The following is a 16565-nucleotide window of genomic DNA, read 5'->3' on the forward strand; positions in this document are numbered from 1 at the left end:
TATGTCAGACGAAGCTACAGAAGCACCGAAATCAAATCCAAAGCCGGTACCAAAGCCTGGTCAGCTTAAGCCTGCAGGTTCTGGTTCATCATCAAAAAAAGGCAACAAGGATTATAAAAGTTTAACTGGTCGCCAGAAGGCTGCCATCTTCCTCATTTCGCTTGGACCAGAAGTTTCTGCCGAAATCATGAAGCATCTTCGCGAAGATGAAGTTGAAACCCTTACCTTTGAAATTGCACGTCAGGAAAAAGTAAATCCTGAATTTAAAGACGCCGTACTCGAAGAGTTCCAGGAGCTCATGAATGCTCAGAACTTCATTACAACCGGTGGTATCGACTATGCCCGCGAGCTCCTCGAAAAATCTCTTGGTTCTCAGAAAGCAATCGATATTATCAACCGCCTTACTTCAAGTCTTCAGGTTCGTCCATTCGACTTTATCCGCCGTACAGACCCGGCACACTTGCTCAACTTTATTCAGCAGGAATATCCGCAGACTATTGCCTTGATTCTTGCTTACCTCGAACCTGGAAAAGCTGCTGTAATCATGCAGAACCTTCCTGAAGATATGCAGGCCGAAGTTTCAAAACGACTTGCAACAATGGACCGTACATCTCCAGATGTATTGCGCGACGTTGAACGCGTATTGGAAAAGAAACTTTCTACACTGTCTTCAGAAGACTACACTGCTGCCGGTGGTGTTGAAGCAATCGTTGAAATCCTCAACCTTGTTGACCGTTCTTCTGAAAAGTCTATTATCGAATCCCTCGAAGAGGACGATCCGGATCTGGCAGAGGAAATCAAAAAGCGAATGTTCGTATTCGAAGATATCGTTATGCTCGACGACCGTGCTATTCAGAAGGTACTCCGCGATGTCGACCAGCAGGAACTCGCAAAAGCGCTTAAGTCTGTTGATACTGAAGTACAGGATAAAATCTTCCGTAACATGTCTAAACGTGCCGCATCTATGCTTAAGGAAGATATGGAATTCATGGGACCTGTCCGCTTGAAGGACGTTGAAGAGTCTCAGCAGAAGATTGTATCTATCATCCGACGTCTCGAAGATAATGGTGATATCGTAATTGCCCGTTCTGGCGAAGACGAACTTGTATCATAATTTGCAAAAGGAATAAAGTATGGCAAAAGCAGTATTTAGACCTGGTGAAGCAAAGAACATTGAAGAAAAAGTAATGCTCCCTCTCTACAAGGACTATTCTCCGATTGAAGATGTAGAAGTAGAAGAGGAAGAAGTATATACAGGTCCTACTGCAGAAGACTTGCGCCGTGAAGCTGAAGAATATAAACTTCAGTTCGAGCAGGAAAAACTGCAGCTTAAAGCAGATGCTCAGAAGGAAGCAGAACGCATTATTAAAGCTGCTGAAGATACAGCCTTTGCAGAAGTAAAACGCCAGACAGATCAGGCGGCCGTTATAAAAGCAGATGCAGAAAATGAAGCTGCTTCAATCATAGAAAAAGCAAAAGCTGAAGCTGCACAGATTGTTGCAGAAGCACAGGCTCAGCATGATAAACTTGTTGCAGATGCACGCTCAGAAGGTTTTGAGCAGGGAAGTTCTGAGGGCTACGAAAAGGGTAAAGCCGAAGTTGAGCGCCTTATTGAAAGAATGCACAAAGTTCTCGAAGCCGTAATGCAGCGCCGTGAAGAAATTCTGCAGGATACAGAAAGCCAGATTGTTGAACTTGTAATTTTGATGGCCCGCAAGGTTATTAAGATTCTTTCTGAAAATCAGAAGAACGTTATTATGGCAAATACTGTTGCTGCTTTGCGCAAGGTAAAGACCCGTGGTAACGTAACACTTCGTGTTAATATTGAAGATGTAAAGCTTACTACAGCACACGCAGACGAGTTTATTCAGCATGTTGAAAATGTTCAGGGAATTACAGTTCAGGAAGATTCTGCTGTTGAAAAGGGCGGCTGTATTGTTGAAACAGACTTCGGCGCTATCGATGCACGTATCTCAAGTCAGCTTACAGAACTTGAAAATAAGATTCTTGAAGTTTCTCCTGTAAAAAATATCAAGCGCCAGGATCCTCTTACTTCGGCTGAGTAGTGAAGGGGGTGTACTGTGCGTTCTACCTATACCGGTGATTTTGATTTTAATAAATATCTCGAAAAAGTTGTTGATGCAGAGACCATCCTTTATACTGGCCGTGTAGTTGCAGTTAAAGGTCTTGAAGTTGAAAGTGAAGGACCTCGTTCTGTAATCGGCGAAATGTGTACAATCAAACTGCGTGACGGAAAACTACTTCAGGCAGAGGTTGTTGGTCTTGATGAAAAAATTGTAAAACTTGCTCCATTTGGAGAAACAAAAGGTATAGAAGTTGGCTGCGAGGTTGTTGCTTCCGGTCGAAGTCTTATGGTTCCTGTTGGACCAAAGCTTTTAGGAAGAATGATAAATGCTTCTGGCCGTCCTTGTGATGATAAGGGAGAAATTGTTCCGGAAACTTATTATCCTGCAGTTGCAAATCCACCAGCTCCTAATGAGCGTACAGATATTAACCGCCGCATTTCTACAGGTGTGCGTGCCATCGACTCTCTTCTTACAGTTGGTAAAGGTCAGCGTCTTGGAATCTTTGCAGGTTCTGGTGTTGGTAAATCTACACTTCTCAGTATTATTGCCCGTAATACAGATGCTGATATAAACGTAATCGGTTTGATTGGTGAACGTGGCCGCGAAGTTCTGGACTTCGTAAACCGCGACCTTGGTGAAGAAGGAATGAAGCGTTCCGTACTCGTTGTTGCAACCAGTGACGAGCCTTCAATCTGCCGTCTCCGTGCCGCTCAGGTTTGTACAGCCATTGCAGAATATTTCCGCGATCAGGGAAAAGACGTTATGCTGATGATGGATTCAGTTACACGTTTTGCTCATGCACAGCGCGAAATCGGTCTTGCAAACGGTGAGCCTCCTGCACAGAAAGGCTATCCGCCAAGTGTTTTTGATATGATTCCAAAACTGCTCGAACGTTCTGGTACAAATCAGAAAGGTTCTATCACAGCTTTCTATACAGTTCTTGTTGATGGTGATGATATGAATGAGCCGATTACAGATAAGGTTCGCGGTACTCTCGATGGACATATCGTTTTGAACCGTAAGCTCGCTCAGGCTTATCATTATCCTGCAATTGATGTTCTGCAGTCTATTTCTCGACTTTCTAAGCGTGTAAGTGGTGCACAAACCCGTAAGGCTGTTGGACGACTCCGCACCTGGATGGCAACTTACAGTGAAAACGAAACAATGATTACAGCTGGAATTTATCAGAAGGGTAATTCTCCAGAAATCGACCAGGCTATAGATAAGCACATGGAAATTGAGGAATTCCTTAAGCAGGAAGAATACGAGCCGTGTCCAATGAAAGAAACTCTGGAAAAACTTTCTGCTCTTACAGGAATTGAGATTCCAGAAAGTGAATATGTTGAAGCGCCAGCATTAGATATTCCATACACTGCCCAAATTACAGATAGTATTAAGCAAACGGAAGCCTAGCGTCATTTCGAGTGGCAGAGAAGTGATAAATGGCCTCGTCATTGCGAGCGCAGCGAAGCAATCCATATGGCAAAGAAATTTATTTTTGAATTACAGAAAGTCCTCGAATACCGCAACTTCGAAAAAGAACAGGCTGAAGGTGAACTCGCAAAAGCCTTGGCTGTAGAAACTGAAATAAACGAAAATCTCAAAAAAATAGCCCAGAACTATGCCGCAGTAAAAGCCCAGATGAAGGGCTCTCTGAATTTTCAGGATATGATGGCTCAAAGCCAGTACAACAATCTTTTGGAATATCAGAAAGAAGAACTGCTCAAACAGCTTGCTGAAGCAAAACTCGTTACCGAACAGAAACGCGAAGTCCTCCGCGAATGCATGAAAAAAACAACAGCCCTCGAAAAGTTAAAAGAAAAGCAGCTCGCCGACTGGAAAGCTGCTGCCGATTACGAAGAAGCTGAATTATTAGACGAAGTCAAAAATAAACTAACGACTAGTATTTGAAAGCACTACCACCAATGAACTCACGGATGATCGAGCGTGGTGGCACCGCACTTGGCGAAATTGTTGCGAAGTTCTCGAGGAACTGCAGCAGACGTCTTGCCTCGGCGTATTCCTTTTGCATTGGAGTAACCTGACGGAGAAGTGGAGCTGCGTATACTCGTAAAACTGACAATTCGTAATCAAGCGCTGTATTCAAAACTGCATCCGCATTGTTCTGGAACGGGAAGATGTGGAGCTCTTCACCACGGCGGACACTCGGCCACATTTCAATTGTTCCTGCTGCAGGCTTACCGCGGAAGTTATTGTCGCGGACAATACGGCGGATAAGACGGTTATCTGAAGTAGAAATACGGTTGTGGTCATCAAGGTTGAGCTGGGTTAGGGCAGAAAGATAAATCTTAAACTTGAGTTCTGGAGCAACTTTTGGAGTGAGCTTGTCGTTCAGACCGTGGATTCCTTCCATAATAAGAATCTCATTGTCTTTAAGAGTCATCTTATTCTTGTCTTCAAAATATGCAGTTCCAGTGTGGAAATCATAAGTTGGAACAATAATCTCTTTGCCATTGAACAAATCAACAAGCTGATTGTTTAAAAGCTCAATGTTCAGCGCTTCTAGACATTCATAGTCTGGTTTTCCGTCTGCATCAAGAGGTGTTTTGTCGTGGCCTACATAGTAGCAGTCAAGGCTGATTACCTTAGGCTGGTAGCCCATAGCCTGAAGTTCAAGTGCAAGTTTTTTAGCAGATGTAGTTTTACCTGAAGAAGAAGGTCCTGCAATTAAAACTACGCGGACTGTCTTGCGGTCAACAATCTGAGAAGCAATCTTAGAAATGTTTTTCTGCTGATAGATTTCTGTGATTTCAATGAAGTCATTAATCTTACGGCTTCCGATAAGCTCGTTGAGAGAAGCTGCAGAAGTAACGTTCATGCGCTTTCCCCATTCCTTATACTTGCTGTAGATTTCGAAAAGCTTTGGCTGATCCTTAAACTCTGTGAGCTTGTCCGGATCTGATGATTTAGGGAAGCGGAGTAAGAAACCTTCGCCGTATTTCATAAGTTCAAAGGTTTTTAGAACACCGGTAGATAGTACAAGAGGTCCAAAATACAAATCAGAAAAATCACCAATCGTATTGATTTTGATTGTAGGCGGACAGTTGTATTTAATCTGCTTGCGGGTTTCAACAAGATTGAGTTTTTCAAAGAGTTCTGCAGCCTTTGCATATGGAATTGATTCAGTTGTGATAGGAATATCCTTTTCAACAAGAGATTTCATTTCATCTGTAAGCTGTTTGATTTCCTTTTCTGTGATTTTCTTGGCACCTTCAAGAGTGTAGTAGTAGCCGTAACCAAGGCTGTGTCCTACAAGAAGTCGAGCCTTTGGAAACAGATTGTGAGCAGCAGCCGCAAGCATAAGACAAAGTGAACGTCTGTAAACGGCAGCTCCATCTTTTGATTTAGCAGGAATTGCTTCGAGGATTGCATCATAAGTAAGCGGCATATCAAGCGGGCAGATTTCATTACTTATTCGTACTGCATAAATTTCTCTATCTGGAATACCAAAATTTCCGGTTAGTACAGAAACCGGAGTACCATAAGGAACAAGTTTTTTAGTTATTTCATTTCCGTCTTTTATAAATGTAATGCTGATATCATTCATGATAGTCACCTCTCAGTTGTTATTTTTCTCTTCGATTCTTCTATTATAAGGGGTAAAATCTGATTTGTGAAATAAAAAAACTACTGTCTTTGGCGGCAGTTTACGAAGAGGTATGTATATTTTAGGATGTTCTTCAGTTCTTTCTTCCATTTCTTGAAATCACTTCATTAACTGCTGAAAATGTGTTAAGGTATGCGAAATCAAAGTTCAAAAATAATTTGAGAATCAGAATTGGTTTTAAAATGCTACAATAATTGAAAGTGTATATCATTCTTCTGACGATATATTTGGAGTTATAAAGACCAGAACCTTAGCTACAGTTTCAATAAATAATAAATCTTGGGAAGTATGGAGATTAAGAAAATGAAAAGAATATGTATAATTATTTTTGAAATGATGTTGTTTTATTCTTTATTTTGTGAAGTTAAATTAACAAAATTATATGAATACAAAAATGAAAGCAAAGGTATATACATAAGATCAGTTACTAATACTCACGATGATATTACCGGAAATGATATATTTATTAATGAATATGGGAATATAATGCTTTATCAACGTGATAAGAAACAAATATTTTTTATAGATGATAAATATCAGATTAAAAAAATAATAGACATAAAAACGAATACACATCTTCATACATTTCAAACTGTAGGAAGTAATATTTTAATAGGAAATTATACAGATGCATTTTATATTAATAATGATGGAGAAGAACTTTTTAGAGTAAAAATATATTCTATATTAAATGAATACAATGGAACAGATGGAAATTGGTTTAATGCTTGTTATTATGATGAAAAATCTGATATTATTTTTTTTACAGCGAAACATAACAAATTACATTGTATATTGAATCCAACTCTAGATGAAAAACAAAATAAATCAAATTTCTATACATCGGGAGAAACACAAAAATTATTAGAAGATGGACTCTATGCACCACATCTAACATTAAATGAATATAATTATCTATTTATAGATGGGATCAGATATAGATGGGGGGCTACAGCTTATGAAACAAAGAAATATATATGTACCTTAAATCAAGAGATGAAATACATTAGATTGTTTGATCGAAAAGATAGTAATCTAATATATTATACAATACCAGAAAATGAAGAAGTTGAATCAATTACTTATCATCCAAATGGAGATTGGTATTTTCTTACAATTAATTGGTCTACAAATGTGCATACTTTGTGGCGAATAGAAAACACCTGGGATCCAGAATTTCGTGAACAATGGTACAACAACCACCCAGAAGCATTAAAACCTTAGTTTTGTAAATTTCCGAGCAAAGCGAGGGAAGCGGTCGCCGGAAGGGAGTGGCGTAAGACGTGTTGGACGGTTGATTTGGGTTCATAATATTGAACAAATTTCACATTTATGTTATTTTATATGGATAAGACTGTAATTTATTTTAAAGGAGTTCCTAATGTCAGGACATAGTAAATGGGCCACCATTAAACATGCAAAGGGTTTGGCCGATGCAAAGCGTGGTAAGATTTTCACAAAATTTATTAAGGAAATTTCTATTGCTGCACGTATGGGCGGAGGGGATCCTAACTCTAACCCTCGCTTGAGAACTGTAATTATTAAAGCTCGTGCTGCAAACATGCCTAAAGATAACATCGAACGTGCTATCAAGAAAGGTACTGGTGAAGACGGTGGAGCAGCATACGAAGAGTATCTCTACGAAGGATATGCTCCAGGTGGAGTTGCTGTAATGGTTGAAGTTCTTTCTGATAACAAGAACCGTGCAGCTGCTGACGTTAAAAACATTTTTGCTAAGAACGGTGGAAACCTTGGAACTTCTGGTTCGGTTTCTCGTATGTTCCAGCGCAAAGGTACAATTGAACTTGATGCTGAAAAGGTAAACGAAGACGAAGTAATGGAAGTTGCTCTTGAAGCAGGTGCTGATGATATCGTAAACGAAGATGGAATCATCACTGTAACAACAACTCCAGATGCTTTCTCTGGTGTTGCTGAAGCTCTTCAGGAAAAAGGATTTGAAACACTTTCTGCTGACGTAGGAATGGTTCCAGATGCTTATACTCCAGTTGATAAGGATACAGCTAGCAAGGTTCAGCGCCTCATCGATCGTCTTGAAGACAACGATGATGTTCAGAACGTATACCACACCGCTGAATATCCTGATGACTTCGAGCCTGAAGCATAGAAAATGCGTTAAAAAAAATTGCGAATACATGGAGCAATTTTTTAGCATTTACCATTTTGCTTAGGTAAAGAATCCGTTCCTCTTAAGGAGCGGATTTTTTTTGTCCGATAATAGTTTTATGAGTGAAAAGTTTTCTTCTCTGCCGGGAAGTGAAAAAGCTGAAGATTGTTTGAGTTCTCATAATGCAGCCGTGTCTGGTGTTAATGGGGCGAGTTCCAGTAAAGGGCCGGGAACACGCGAAAGGCGTCGTATCCGCCGTGTTCTAGGTATTGACCCTGGACTTGCGAATACCGGTTTTGGCGTTGTTGACTTTTATGATGGCCGCTACCGTATGGTTAGTTATGGCTGCATCACTACAAAAGCTGACCAGCCGCATGGAGAGAGACTTCTTACTATATACAGTCGTTTATGTGCGGTGATTGACGAGTTTCAGCCGGATGAAGCTGGAATGGAAACTCTGTATTTTGCGCGAAACGTAACTTCTGCATTGAGCGTTGCAGAGGCGAGGGGTGTGGTAACACTGTGCCTTGCGCAGCATAATATAAAACTCGGTGAATACCAGCCGAACCAGATTAAACAGGCGGTAACGGGAACGGCCGCTGCTGATAAGGAACTGGTGGAGCGGTATGTAAAAATTCTGCTGGGGTTAAAAACTGAGCCGAAGCCGGATCATGCGGCCGATGCACTTGCCGGAGCAATAACTCATCTTCATTATTCTGCCGGAATGACAAATTTATAAGATACCCGACTTTCTGGATTTTTGTATATCAAGCCTAAAAACTTTTCATTTTGACTAAAAACTGCAATTTGTGTGTCTGGTTTAAAACTGTGGAGATTTGTAGAGAACATTGCGCTCAGTAGTTTTTTGCCGTTCTTAAAGTTTGATTCTGCTTCGACTGAGGTTGTTTTTGTTGTTTCAAAACCACAGACTTTTGCAGTTGCTTCATCAAAATCAAGCATATGGCTTTTTATTTCGGCGTATAATTCTTCTGAATCCTTTTCTTGTGTGGCTGGAGCTTCACTGTTTTTTAGAAACTCAACTGCAGTCTTTATTACATTATCAATTGAAAAATCTTCAAGTAAAGAAAAACCTGCAGAATCTTCTATATTAAAGTTTCCTACCTGGGTTCTGTATAAACCAATCAGATGAGCAGCACTTCCACATTCTGCTGCAATGTCACGGGCGAGGCTTCTTATATAGGTTCCTTTTGAAACTGAAAAACTGATAAGAGCGTATTCAACAAGGCCTTCTGAATTATGTTTAAGGTCTTCAATTTCAGCATTAAACACTGTAACAGGACGGGCTGGAAGCTCTTTTGTTTTTCCTTCGCGTGCAAGATCACTGGCACGTTTTCCATCAATATGAATTGCGCTGAAAAGCGGTGGAGTCTGCATTATGTTACCTGTGAACTTTTTAACGGCCGTTTCCAGCTGCTCTTTTGCAGGAAGTGGAGCTGTTTTTATAGTTTTTCCCGTAAACTCCAGTGTATCAGTTTCTTCTCCAAATCTTATTACGGCTTTGTATGTTTTATCGAAGGCTGTAATATTGCCTGCCAGTTTTGTAAGGGAACCAATGCAAACTACAAGAAGTCCCTGTGCAAAACTGTCCAGAGTTCCAGTGTGTCCTACTTTTGTCGTTTTAAGGGCTCTCTTTACTGTTCCGATTGCAGAAAAAGAAGTTGGACCAGATTGTTTTGCAAATAATAAGATTCCGTTCTGTGACATGCCGTAAATCATATCAGAAAAAACTGGAAAATAAAAGTTGCGAAAATTTATAACAGGATTTAATATTAAATATTAAGAAGTTGATATTTTTCTTTATGGGAGTTTGTATGCAACGGAAATATTTAAAGACTTTCTTTTTACTTACATTATTGTTTAGTCTGATTTCTTGTGGAAAAAATAATAAACAGACACAGGAATCGGATATCGCTAATCACCATGTAATTATTACATATCTTACAACAGGTAATAAGCCAAAAGACAGCGGAACTTCAGAAATGCTGGAAAAGTTAAATGAAAGGCTTAATGAACTTGTGAATGCCGAGCTGGAAATTTATTACATTCCGTGGAATAACTATCAAACCAATTATAACCTTAAGCTGTCAGAAAAAGATGGTTCTTTGGATCTTATTGGTACTGCAACTGACTGGCTGGATGCCTGGAAAAACGTTAATCTTGGTAATTTTATGCCGTTGCCAGACGAAATACTTAAAACTTATGCGCCAAAGACCTGGGCTCAGGTTTCGGAAGAGCACTGGAATGTCTGCCGTGTAAATGGAATGATTTACCTTATGCCGGAAGATAACTTTACTCAGTGGACTAACCACGGTTTTATGTATCGAACTGACTGGGCTAAAGAAGCAGGCCTTAATGGTGTTCACAGCTGGGAAGATCTGACTAAATATCTTTCTTTCGTAAAGAAAAATAAAAATGTAATGCCTTGGGATAGTGATGGTGCTTCCAGTTCCTTCCATCCGGAAGGTTATATTCAGTCTAAGAGTGATTTTATAATCGCCGATGGTATTACTTCAACAAACATGTTTGGAACAAGAAAATCAAACATGAAGAAAATCTATTCACCTTTATTTGAAGGAAATGAGCTTGTTGAATATGCAAAGCTTATGAGGGAATGGAATCAGCAGGGGTTCTGGCCAAAGGACATAATGACTAATGGTAACGGCAACAGAAGTAACCGCGATGAATTCTGTGAAGGTCTTGTCGGTGTAGAACAGCATCATACACAGACCTGGTATACTCAGGTTTACAATAAACTTAAGAAAAATGTTCCGGGTGCTGATTCAGGTTTCTTCTGGTTTGGTGAGGAATCTGGAAATATCGTTTATCAGACAATTACTCATGGTGCTATGGCTATTTCTGCTGCTTCAAAACATCCGGAACGCGCTTTAATGGTTTATGATTTAATTCGTAATGATGAAGAATGTTATAAGCTGTTTAACTATGGTATCGAAGGTGTGCAGTTTACAAGAAACTCGGAAGGTTTAAGAGAGCCTGTTCCGGGAGTGCCTGGAATTACTACTAACTACTGGTGGGGCCGAAATGATCAGCTTGAAGTTCGTGATACTGGTACCAATTGGGAAGTTTTTGATAGCATTAATGCCACTTACAGTAAGTATAAGATTGACTATCCGTTCGGTCAGATTGTCTGGGATTTGTCGAATATAAGTTCAGAAATTGATGCTGTTGCTGATGTTTATGGTCAGTATATGGGAAATATCTGTTACGGTCAGAATCCTAATCCGGTACAGTATGTGGCTGATTTTAGACAGGATCTGCGAAAAGCGGGAATAGAAAAAATCATTTCTGAATTACAGAAGCAGCTTGATTCCTTCTATTCAAATAACAAATAAGCGGGGTGATGTGTATGAAGAATTCCAATAGAAAAACAAGCCTTATCGGCGTTTTGATTGCAACCATCGCTTTAGTTTTTATTGTTCTGACTGCCGGCCAGCTTTTTATGGTAACGAATTATTCGAATAAATCAACTGGTAAGAGTTATGGGGAAAACTGTACTGAAATTACACAGGCTTATTCTATGATGCTTACTAACCGTCTTAATATGTACATTCGTGAAATTCGAACTTATGTTGATGCGGATATTGTTCAGTCTCTTGATAATGATAAGATTATTGCGTGGATGTGTGCCAGAAATGAAAGAAAGAGTTCTAATATTGATGCTATGTATTTTGTAACTCTTGATGGTACGGCATATCGTGATGATGGAACTATTGCAGATTTTCGTAATGAAGAATTTTATAAGGCGATTGCGATTGATGGAAGTTATCAGTATGTAAGTAATCCAAAAATGGATGAGGTTATTAAAAAGCCGATTTTTTACGTTGCGCATGTTTTAATTGTAAATGGAAAAAAACTTGGTATATTTGCCGGTGTATATCCTTTAAGTACAATGCAGAAGATGGTTAGTGATATTCAGCTTGGTGAAACTGGTAATGCCTGGATGCTTGATGGAAATGGAACTGTTATCAGTTATCCTGAATATGGTTATTCCATGAAGAAAAACTTTATTGCAGACCTTTCCAACGACCATGCAGATTTAAAACAAATTGCCCAGAATATGACAGCCAGAAAAATCGGTTCCGGCTGGATAAAATCACTGACATCTGATGAACGTTTATTTGTAACCTATGCACCGGTTCATAATGCTCCATGGAGTATTGGTTTTAATATTTCTGAAAGCCAGATTTATTCTGCCGGTCATTCTATCCGAAAAATTATGCTGATTTCGTTTGGTGTTATTGTTGTTGTTCTTCTTTTAATTACAGGACTTCTTTTATTCTCCTTATTGCATCCTCTTAAGAAGGTTGAGCAGACAATCAATGAAATTGCTTCTGGAAATGCAAATCTTACTAAACGAATCAGTATTTCTTCGAATAATGAAATTGGTGCAATTGTAGTTGGCTTTAACCGGTTTACAGAAAAGCTGCAGTCTATAGTTTCTGAATTAAAGAAATCACAGATTACACTTTCTAGTGCGGGTGATATTCTTGCAAAGACAACAGAAGCTTCTGCTGATGCAATTGAAAATATTAAAGACAGTATTATTGAAACTACTTCCGGTATTCAGGAACAGACAGATGGTATAAATGAAACATCAACTGCTGTAAATGAAATAGCTTCTAATATTACATCACTTGAGAAAATGATTACAAATCAGGTCGCAGGTGTAACTGAAGCTTCCAGTGCTGTTGAACAGATGATTGGTAATATTGATTCTGTTACTAATACAGTAGAGAAGATGGTAGGCTCGTTTAATATACTTTCTGAAAGTGCCCGCGATGGTTATCAGAAACAGTCTGGTGTAAATGAGATGCTTTTGAAGATTGAATCTGATTCTAAGCTGCTTCTTGAAGCAAACCAGGTAATTGCAAATATTGCACGTCAGACAAACCTGCTTGCCATGAATGCTGCAATTGAAGCGGCTCATGCTGGTGAAGCAGGAAAGGGCTTCTCTGTCGTATCTGATGAAATCCGTAAGCTTTCTGAAAACTCTACAATTCAGTCTTCAACAATTGGTGAACGACTTGAGCATATTCGTGCTTCTATTGAAGAGGTAGTAGCTGCTTCTAAACAGTCGAGTGAAGCCTTTAGTACTGTAGAAAACGGAATTAAGAATACCGATGAACTTGTACAGCTTATTCAGAATGCTATGGCTGAACAGAAGGTTGGTTCTTCTCAGATTATTGAAGCCTTGCGTGATATGAATGACAGTTCATCTGAAGTAAGTTCTGCCTCTAAAGAAATGGCTCAGGGGAACCAGTTGATTCTTGAGCAGGTTGAACGTCTTAAATCTAGTGCTGACAGAATGCAGGCCTTCATCAATCTTATGGATTCTAATACTAAACAGATTGATAAGAGTAGTTCTGAATTGATTGATATAGCAACAAAGGTAGGTGAGACAATCGGGCAGATTAGTTCTCAGATTGATCAGTTTGAAGTTTAATTGAATATGAATTAAGGTGGTTTAGTTTCCTTCGATGCTCCGGCTGTGCTAAGCAGCCAGTCTGCTCATGGATCTAAATCACCTTAGTTTTTTTAACTTATTTTAATGCATCTTCAAGAACCTTGAGATTGTCTTCCATAATCTTAAGGTATGTAGTTCCAGCTGCAGCCTGCTTTGCAGTTGTAGACTGGATAGAATCCATTGTAAGAACTTTTGCATTCTTGTTCTTTGTGTTCTGTACGATTGTGCGGGCGATTTTTCCATCACCGCTTTCAATTTTAAGAACTGTGTTGAGTCCAAGTTCATCTACCTTTTTAGAAAGGAAGATGACAGTTTCAAAACTTGCTTCTGTTTCTGCGGAACATCCTACGAAGGCGGCAAAATAGTCGAGGTTGTAATCGTCTACGAGGTAGCGGAATGGAAAACGGTCACCAAAGAGAATTGTTTTCTTTGATGCTGAATTTACAGCTGCGGTGTATTTTGCATCGAGAGCATCGAGGCGGGCTGTGTATGCTGCAAGGTTTGCGTTGTAAGCTGTGACGTTTGCTGCATCTTTTTCGCAGAGAGCTGCGGCGATTTCTGCACTCAGGATTTTTGCATTGCGGAGAGAAAGCCATACGTGTTCGTCGTATTCAACTTCTTCTTCATCATTGTCGTGGTGATGATGGTGGTGTTCTTCTGCTTCATGATGATCATCGTGATCGTGGTCGCCGTCATGATGGTGATGTTCGTGCTCTTCTTCCTCTTCGGCCTGCATACCTTCCTTTATTTCTTCGGCTTTTACTTTGTCGCCGAGTGTTTCGAGAAGGTTGATTACCTTCATATTTTTATTCTTTGCATTTTTGAGTGCATCGGCTACCCATCCGTCGCTTTCGCCGCCAACGTAGATGAAAATGTCTGCGGTGGAAATTTTGGCGATGTCCTGAATTGATGGCTGGTAAGAGTGGAGGTCTACACCGTTTCCAAGAAGAAGGGTGAGCTCTACATTATTTGCGTTGTCTCCAAGGATTTCGCGGGTCCAGTCGTACTCCGGGAAAATGGTGGTTACGACTTTGAGCTTATTTGAGTTCTTGTCGTTTTTCTTTGCTTTTGCGCAAACAGTTGTTGTGAGTAATGTAAGAATTATTAATCCTAAAATTGTTTTCTTTAATTTCATTTTATTCTCCTTTAAGTAATTTCAAAGTTACAGGGGCGTTGCGGGGATGTGCCCCGCAGAGAGGGTAGCGAGCAACGCAGTGCGAGCGAGGGGGAGGCTTCACCTCCTGTATGCTACGCTATGGCCTTCTCATCAAGACAACTTTCCAGTGCCTTTTTTATTTCTTCCTGATTGTATCCCTTGCCAATGAATACAATCTGATTTTCTCTGTCTCCGAATTCCTCGTCCCAGTTTTCCTTTACATCGGGATTCTGTTCAAGGAAGGCTTTTTTCTGCTCCTCAACGAGGGCGTCTATCCAGTAAGACACTTCCATTACAGAAGAGTTACGGCCGGCCTGTTCAAAAAGCTGAACGTCTGCATCAGCATCAGAAAACCAGATGTAGCCCTTTGCACGGATAAGCTCCTTTGGATAATTGTTGTTCACAAAGTTTGCAAACTTTTCGCGGTTGAACGGACGCTTTTCTTCGTAAACGAAACTTGAGATTCCGTATTCGCCTGTACAGCCCTGCTGAGCACGGTTTGGTTCATTAAGGCTGTTTATTGCCTTCTGAATTGCAGATGATGAATCAATCTGTTCAAAGTTGAACGGCTCACGGGTTGTAATTTTTTCAAGTTCAATATTGCCGTTTATACTGTGGTAGATTGGAGCGCGGGTCTGGAACTCGCGGACAATTTTTTCTACCTCGGCCAGCTGAATTTCATCCAGCAGGTCACATTTATTTAATACGATAAAGTTACAGAACTCAATCTGGTCAACAATCAGAGTGGAAATCTCTTCTGCTGTAAGATTGTTTTCATCAACCTTTTCGTTTTTCTGCTTCTTAAGGTCATCTAAGAACTCGCGGTAGATTCTGTCTGCATCAACTACTGTAACAACCGAAGTAAGATAAACGTTGGTATCAGGATTGTCTTCCTCGTAGGCAAGGAAGCTGGCACTTACGGCACCAGGATCACTGATTCCAGAAGCTTCTACGAAAATAACTTCCACACTGTCGATTGCAGAAATCTTTTCAATCTGTTTAATAAACTCATCGCGGAGGGTGCAGCAGATGCAGCCGTTCTGAAGTTCGAACATAGGGCATTCTGCAACATTTGCGCCTTCCTTTTTCAAAATTGAAGCATCTACGTTAATGCTTCCCATATCATTTACTATGAGGGCAACGCGGCGTGTTTCCTGACGGAGCAGGTTGTTAAGCAGTGTAGTTTTGCCCGAACCAAGGTAGCCTGTGATAAGGACTACGGGTTTTTTATTTTTTATATTCTTGTTCATTGTGATTTTTCCTTTTGATGTCATCCCAAACTTTTTTCGGGATCTTATTATTAGATGCTGAAACTAGGTCAGCATGACAGGGGATCTAAATCACAAGTTTAACTTTCTGCTTTACGAGAGTTGCAGGTGCGAGGAGAAGGGCAGAAAGAAGAATGATGTTAATATAGAAGATTGAAGTAAACTCTACCGATGCCGAAACTGTATTTTGTCCGATTTTTTCTGTGTTATGAATTATCTGAAGTACAAGGCAGACAGGGCAGTCTTCTTCGTGGCAGGCTGCTTCGTGTCCTGTATGAAAAGCTTCAAAGGTGAGTTCTGCAAAAAGTGAGAGAGCTGTAAGAAGTGCCGCAATGCGAAGAAGGCGGAAAAGTTTTTGATTATTCATCTTCTTTTACCTTCTTGTCTGCACAGTCTGTGCAAAGCCCGTAGAAAACTGTACGAAGTGGATTGATAACAAAGCCATGTTCTGTTTTTAAGTGGCCGCCGAGTTCTTCAAGTTCATCACATTCAAGATGAATAAGGCGGCCACAGAGTTCACACTTCAAATGGAAGTGATGGTCATTTTTATTGCAATCTTCACCGGAGTATTCAAAGCAGGCAGCAGAATGGTCATCTATAAAATATTTCTGAATCTTGCCTTCATTTACAAGCTTTTCAAGCTGGCGGTAAATTGTTGCAATTCCAATGGAGATATTCTTTGCTTCAAAGTGTGCACGAACATCTTCGGCAGTAAAATGCTGTCCCTGCATTTCGCGGAGATACGAAAAAAGAAGTTCCTGCTGTTTTGTTTTATATGCTGCTTTCTGCATTTTATGA

General features: G+C 40.1%; 15 protein-coding genes. 9 read left to right on the plus strand and 6 right to left on the minus strand.

Annotated elements, in window-relative coordinates; translation table 11 throughout:
* Nucleotide 1: 1 nt before the first annotated feature.
* The 4 genes from fliG to fliJ all read left to right on the plus strand — a co-directional run bounded on the left by fliG (nucleotide 2) and on the right by fliJ (nucleotide 3998).
* Entirely contained in the window at nucleotides 2–1114 is a 1113-nt protein-coding gene (gene fliG, locus BMY21_RS01030) for a flagellar motor switch protein FliG (RefSeq protein ID WP_022930906.1), read from the plus strand.
* A 19-nt stretch (nucleotides 1115–1133) separates the two neighbouring features.
* Complete coding sequence (gene fliH / locus BMY21_RS01035; protein WP_074640072.1) at nucleotides 1134–2066, plus strand: flagellar assembly protein FliH; 933 nt, start codon at nucleotides 1134–1136, stop codon at nucleotides 2064–2066.
* 15 nt (nucleotides 2067–2081) lie between these two features.
* Nucleotides 2082–3500 (plus strand): FliI/YscN family ATPase, encoded by a 1419-nt coding sequence (locus tag BMY21_RS01040; protein ID WP_074640073.1) that lies wholly within the window; start codon nucleotides 2082–2084, stop codon nucleotides 3498–3500.
* Between the two features lie 66 nt (nucleotides 3501–3566).
* Nucleotides 3567–3998, plus strand: coding sequence for a flagellar export protein FliJ (gene fliJ / locus BMY21_RS01045; protein ID WP_074640075.1), 432 nt, complete (start codon nucleotides 3567–3569; stop codon nucleotides 3996–3998).
* Here fliJ and BMY21_RS01050 read toward each other — a convergent pair.
* On the minus strand, nucleotides 3988–5655 hold the full coding sequence (locus tag BMY21_RS01050) for a nucleoside kinase (RefSeq protein ID WP_074640077.1): 1668 nt from the start codon (nucleotides 5653–5655) through the stop codon (nucleotides 3988–3990). The genes fliJ and BMY21_RS01050 overlap by 11 nt on opposite strands.
* Nucleotides 5656–6018: 363 nt before the next feature.
* On the opposite strand from BMY21_RS01050, the gene BMY21_RS01055 reads away from it, so the two are divergent.
* The 3 genes from BMY21_RS01055 (at nucleotide 6019) to ruvC (ending at nucleotide 8579) form a co-directional block, all read left to right on the plus strand.
* Nucleotides 6019–6939: a hypothetical protein gene (locus BMY21_RS01055; RefSeq protein ID WP_074640079.1), complete on the plus strand. Its 921-nt coding sequence runs from the start codon at nucleotides 6019–6021 to the stop codon at nucleotides 6937–6939.
* 157 nt (nucleotides 6940–7096) lie between these two features.
* Nucleotides 7097–7840 (plus strand): YebC/PmpR family DNA-binding transcriptional regulator, encoded by a 744-nt coding sequence (locus tag BMY21_RS01060; protein ID WP_074640081.1) that lies wholly within the window; start codon nucleotides 7097–7099, stop codon nucleotides 7838–7840.
* 118 nt (nucleotides 7841–7958) lie between these two features.
* Entirely contained in the window at nucleotides 7959–8579 is a 621-nt protein-coding gene (gene ruvC / locus BMY21_RS01065; protein ID WP_083379620.1) for a crossover junction endodeoxyribonuclease RuvC, read from the plus strand.
* Here the strand turns inward: ruvC and truB are convergent.
* On the minus strand, nucleotides 8552–9565 hold the full coding sequence (truB, locus tag BMY21_RS01070) for a tRNA pseudouridine(55) synthase TruB (protein ID WP_074640083.1): 1014 nt from the start codon (nucleotides 9563–9565) through the stop codon (nucleotides 8552–8554). The two genes, ruvC and truB, sit on opposite strands and share 28 nt — an antisense overlap.
* A 107-nt stretch (nucleotides 9566–9672) precedes the next feature.
* Here truB and BMY21_RS01075 point away from each other — a divergent pair, with 107 nt between their 5' ends.
* Complete coding sequence (locus BMY21_RS01075) at nucleotides 9673–11211, plus strand: ABC transporter substrate-binding protein (protein ID WP_083379622.1); 1539 nt, start codon at nucleotides 9673–9675, stop codon at nucleotides 11209–11211.
* A 14-nt stretch (nucleotides 11212–11225) separates the two neighbouring features.
* Nucleotides 11226–13322: a methyl-accepting chemotaxis protein gene (locus BMY21_RS01080; protein ID WP_074640085.1), complete on the plus strand. Its 2097-nt coding sequence runs from the start codon at nucleotides 11226–11228 to the stop codon at nucleotides 13320–13322.
* A gap of 97 nt (nucleotides 13323–13419) precedes the next feature.
* Here the strand turns inward: BMY21_RS01080 and BMY21_RS01085 are convergent, their stop codons facing one another.
* The 4 genes from BMY21_RS01085 to BMY21_RS01100 all read right to left on the minus strand — a co-directional run bounded on the left by BMY21_RS01085 (nucleotide 13420) and on the right by BMY21_RS01100 (nucleotide 16558).
* On the minus strand, nucleotides 13420–14478 hold the full coding sequence (locus BMY21_RS01085) for a metal ABC transporter substrate-binding protein (RefSeq protein WP_074640087.1): 1059 nt from the start codon (nucleotides 14476–14478) through the stop codon (nucleotides 13420–13422).
* Nucleotides 14479–14591: 113 nt separating this feature from the next.
* Nucleotides 14592–15749: a CobW family GTP-binding protein gene (locus BMY21_RS01090; protein ID WP_074640089.1), complete on the minus strand. Its 1158-nt coding sequence runs from the start codon at nucleotides 15747–15749 to the stop codon at nucleotides 14592–14594.
* Nucleotides 15750–15834: 85 nt separating this feature from the next.
* Nucleotides 15835–16134 (minus strand): hypothetical protein, encoded by a 300-nt coding sequence (locus BMY21_RS01095; RefSeq protein WP_074640090.1) that lies wholly within the window; start codon nucleotides 16132–16134, stop codon nucleotides 15835–15837.
* Nucleotides 16127–16558, minus strand: coding sequence for a Fur family transcriptional regulator (locus BMY21_RS01100; RefSeq protein ID WP_074640092.1), 432 nt, complete (start codon nucleotides 16556–16558; stop codon nucleotides 16127–16129). The genes BMY21_RS01095 and BMY21_RS01100 overlap by 8 nt, the downstream gene beginning before the upstream one ends.
* Nucleotides 16559–16565 lie beyond the last annotated feature (7 nt).

The sequence above is a fragment of the Treponema bryantii genome, from assembly GCF_900111035.1.
Lineage (GTDB): Bacteria > Spirochaetota > Spirochaetia > Treponematales > Treponemataceae > Treponema_D > Treponema_D bryantii_C.

Excerpts from the sequence above, each read along its gene's own strand:
- fliG (WP_022930906.1), top strand. The coding sequence starts at position 2 with ATGTCAGACGAAGCTACAGAAGCACCGAAATCAAATCCAAAGCCGGTA.
- fliH (WP_074640072.1), top strand. The coding sequence starts at position 1,134 with ATGGCAAAAGCAGTATTTAGACCTGGTGAAGCAAAGAACATTGAAGAA.
- fliJ (WP_074640075.1), top strand. The coding sequence starts at position 3,567 with ATGGCAAAGAAATTTATTTTTGAATTACAGAAAGTCCTCGAATACCGC.
- BMY21_RS01050 (WP_074640077.1), bottom strand. The coding sequence starts at position 5,655 with ATGAATGATATCAGCATTACATTTATAAAAGACGGAAATGAAATAACT.
- BMY21_RS01055 (WP_074640079.1), top strand. The coding sequence starts at position 6,019 with ATGAAAAGAATATGTATAATTATTTTTGAAATGATGTTGTTTTATTCT.
- BMY21_RS01060 (WP_074640081.1), top strand. The coding sequence starts at position 7,097 with ATGTCAGGACATAGTAAATGGGCCACCATTAAACATGCAAAGGGTTTG.
- ruvC (WP_083379620.1), top strand. The coding sequence starts at position 7,959 with ATGAGTGAAAAGTTTTCTTCTCTGCCGGGAAGTGAAAAAGCTGAAGAT.
- truB (WP_074640083.1), bottom strand. The coding sequence starts at position 9,565 with ATGTCACAGAACGGAATCTTATTATTTGCAAAACAATCTGGTCCAACT.
- BMY21_RS01075 (WP_083379622.1), top strand. The coding sequence starts at position 9,673 with ATGCAACGGAAATATTTAAAGACTTTCTTTTTACTTACATTATTGTTT.
- BMY21_RS01080 (WP_074640085.1), top strand. The coding sequence starts at position 11,226 with ATGAAGAATTCCAATAGAAAAACAAGCCTTATCGGCGTTTTGATTGCA.
- BMY21_RS01085 (WP_074640087.1), bottom strand. The coding sequence starts at position 14,478 with ATGAAATTAAAGAAAACAATTTTAGGATTAATAATTCTTACATTACTC.
- BMY21_RS01090 (WP_074640089.1), bottom strand. The coding sequence starts at position 15,749 with ATGAACAAGAATATAAAAAATAAAAAACCCGTAGTCCTTATCACAGGC.
- BMY21_RS01095 (WP_074640090.1), bottom strand. The coding sequence starts at position 16,134 with ATGAATAATCAAAAACTTTTCCGCCTTCTTCGCATTGCGGCACTTCTT.
- BMY21_RS01100 (WP_074640092.1), bottom strand. The coding sequence starts at position 16,558 with ATGCAGAAAGCAGCATATAAAACAAAACAGCAGGAACTTCTTTTTTCG.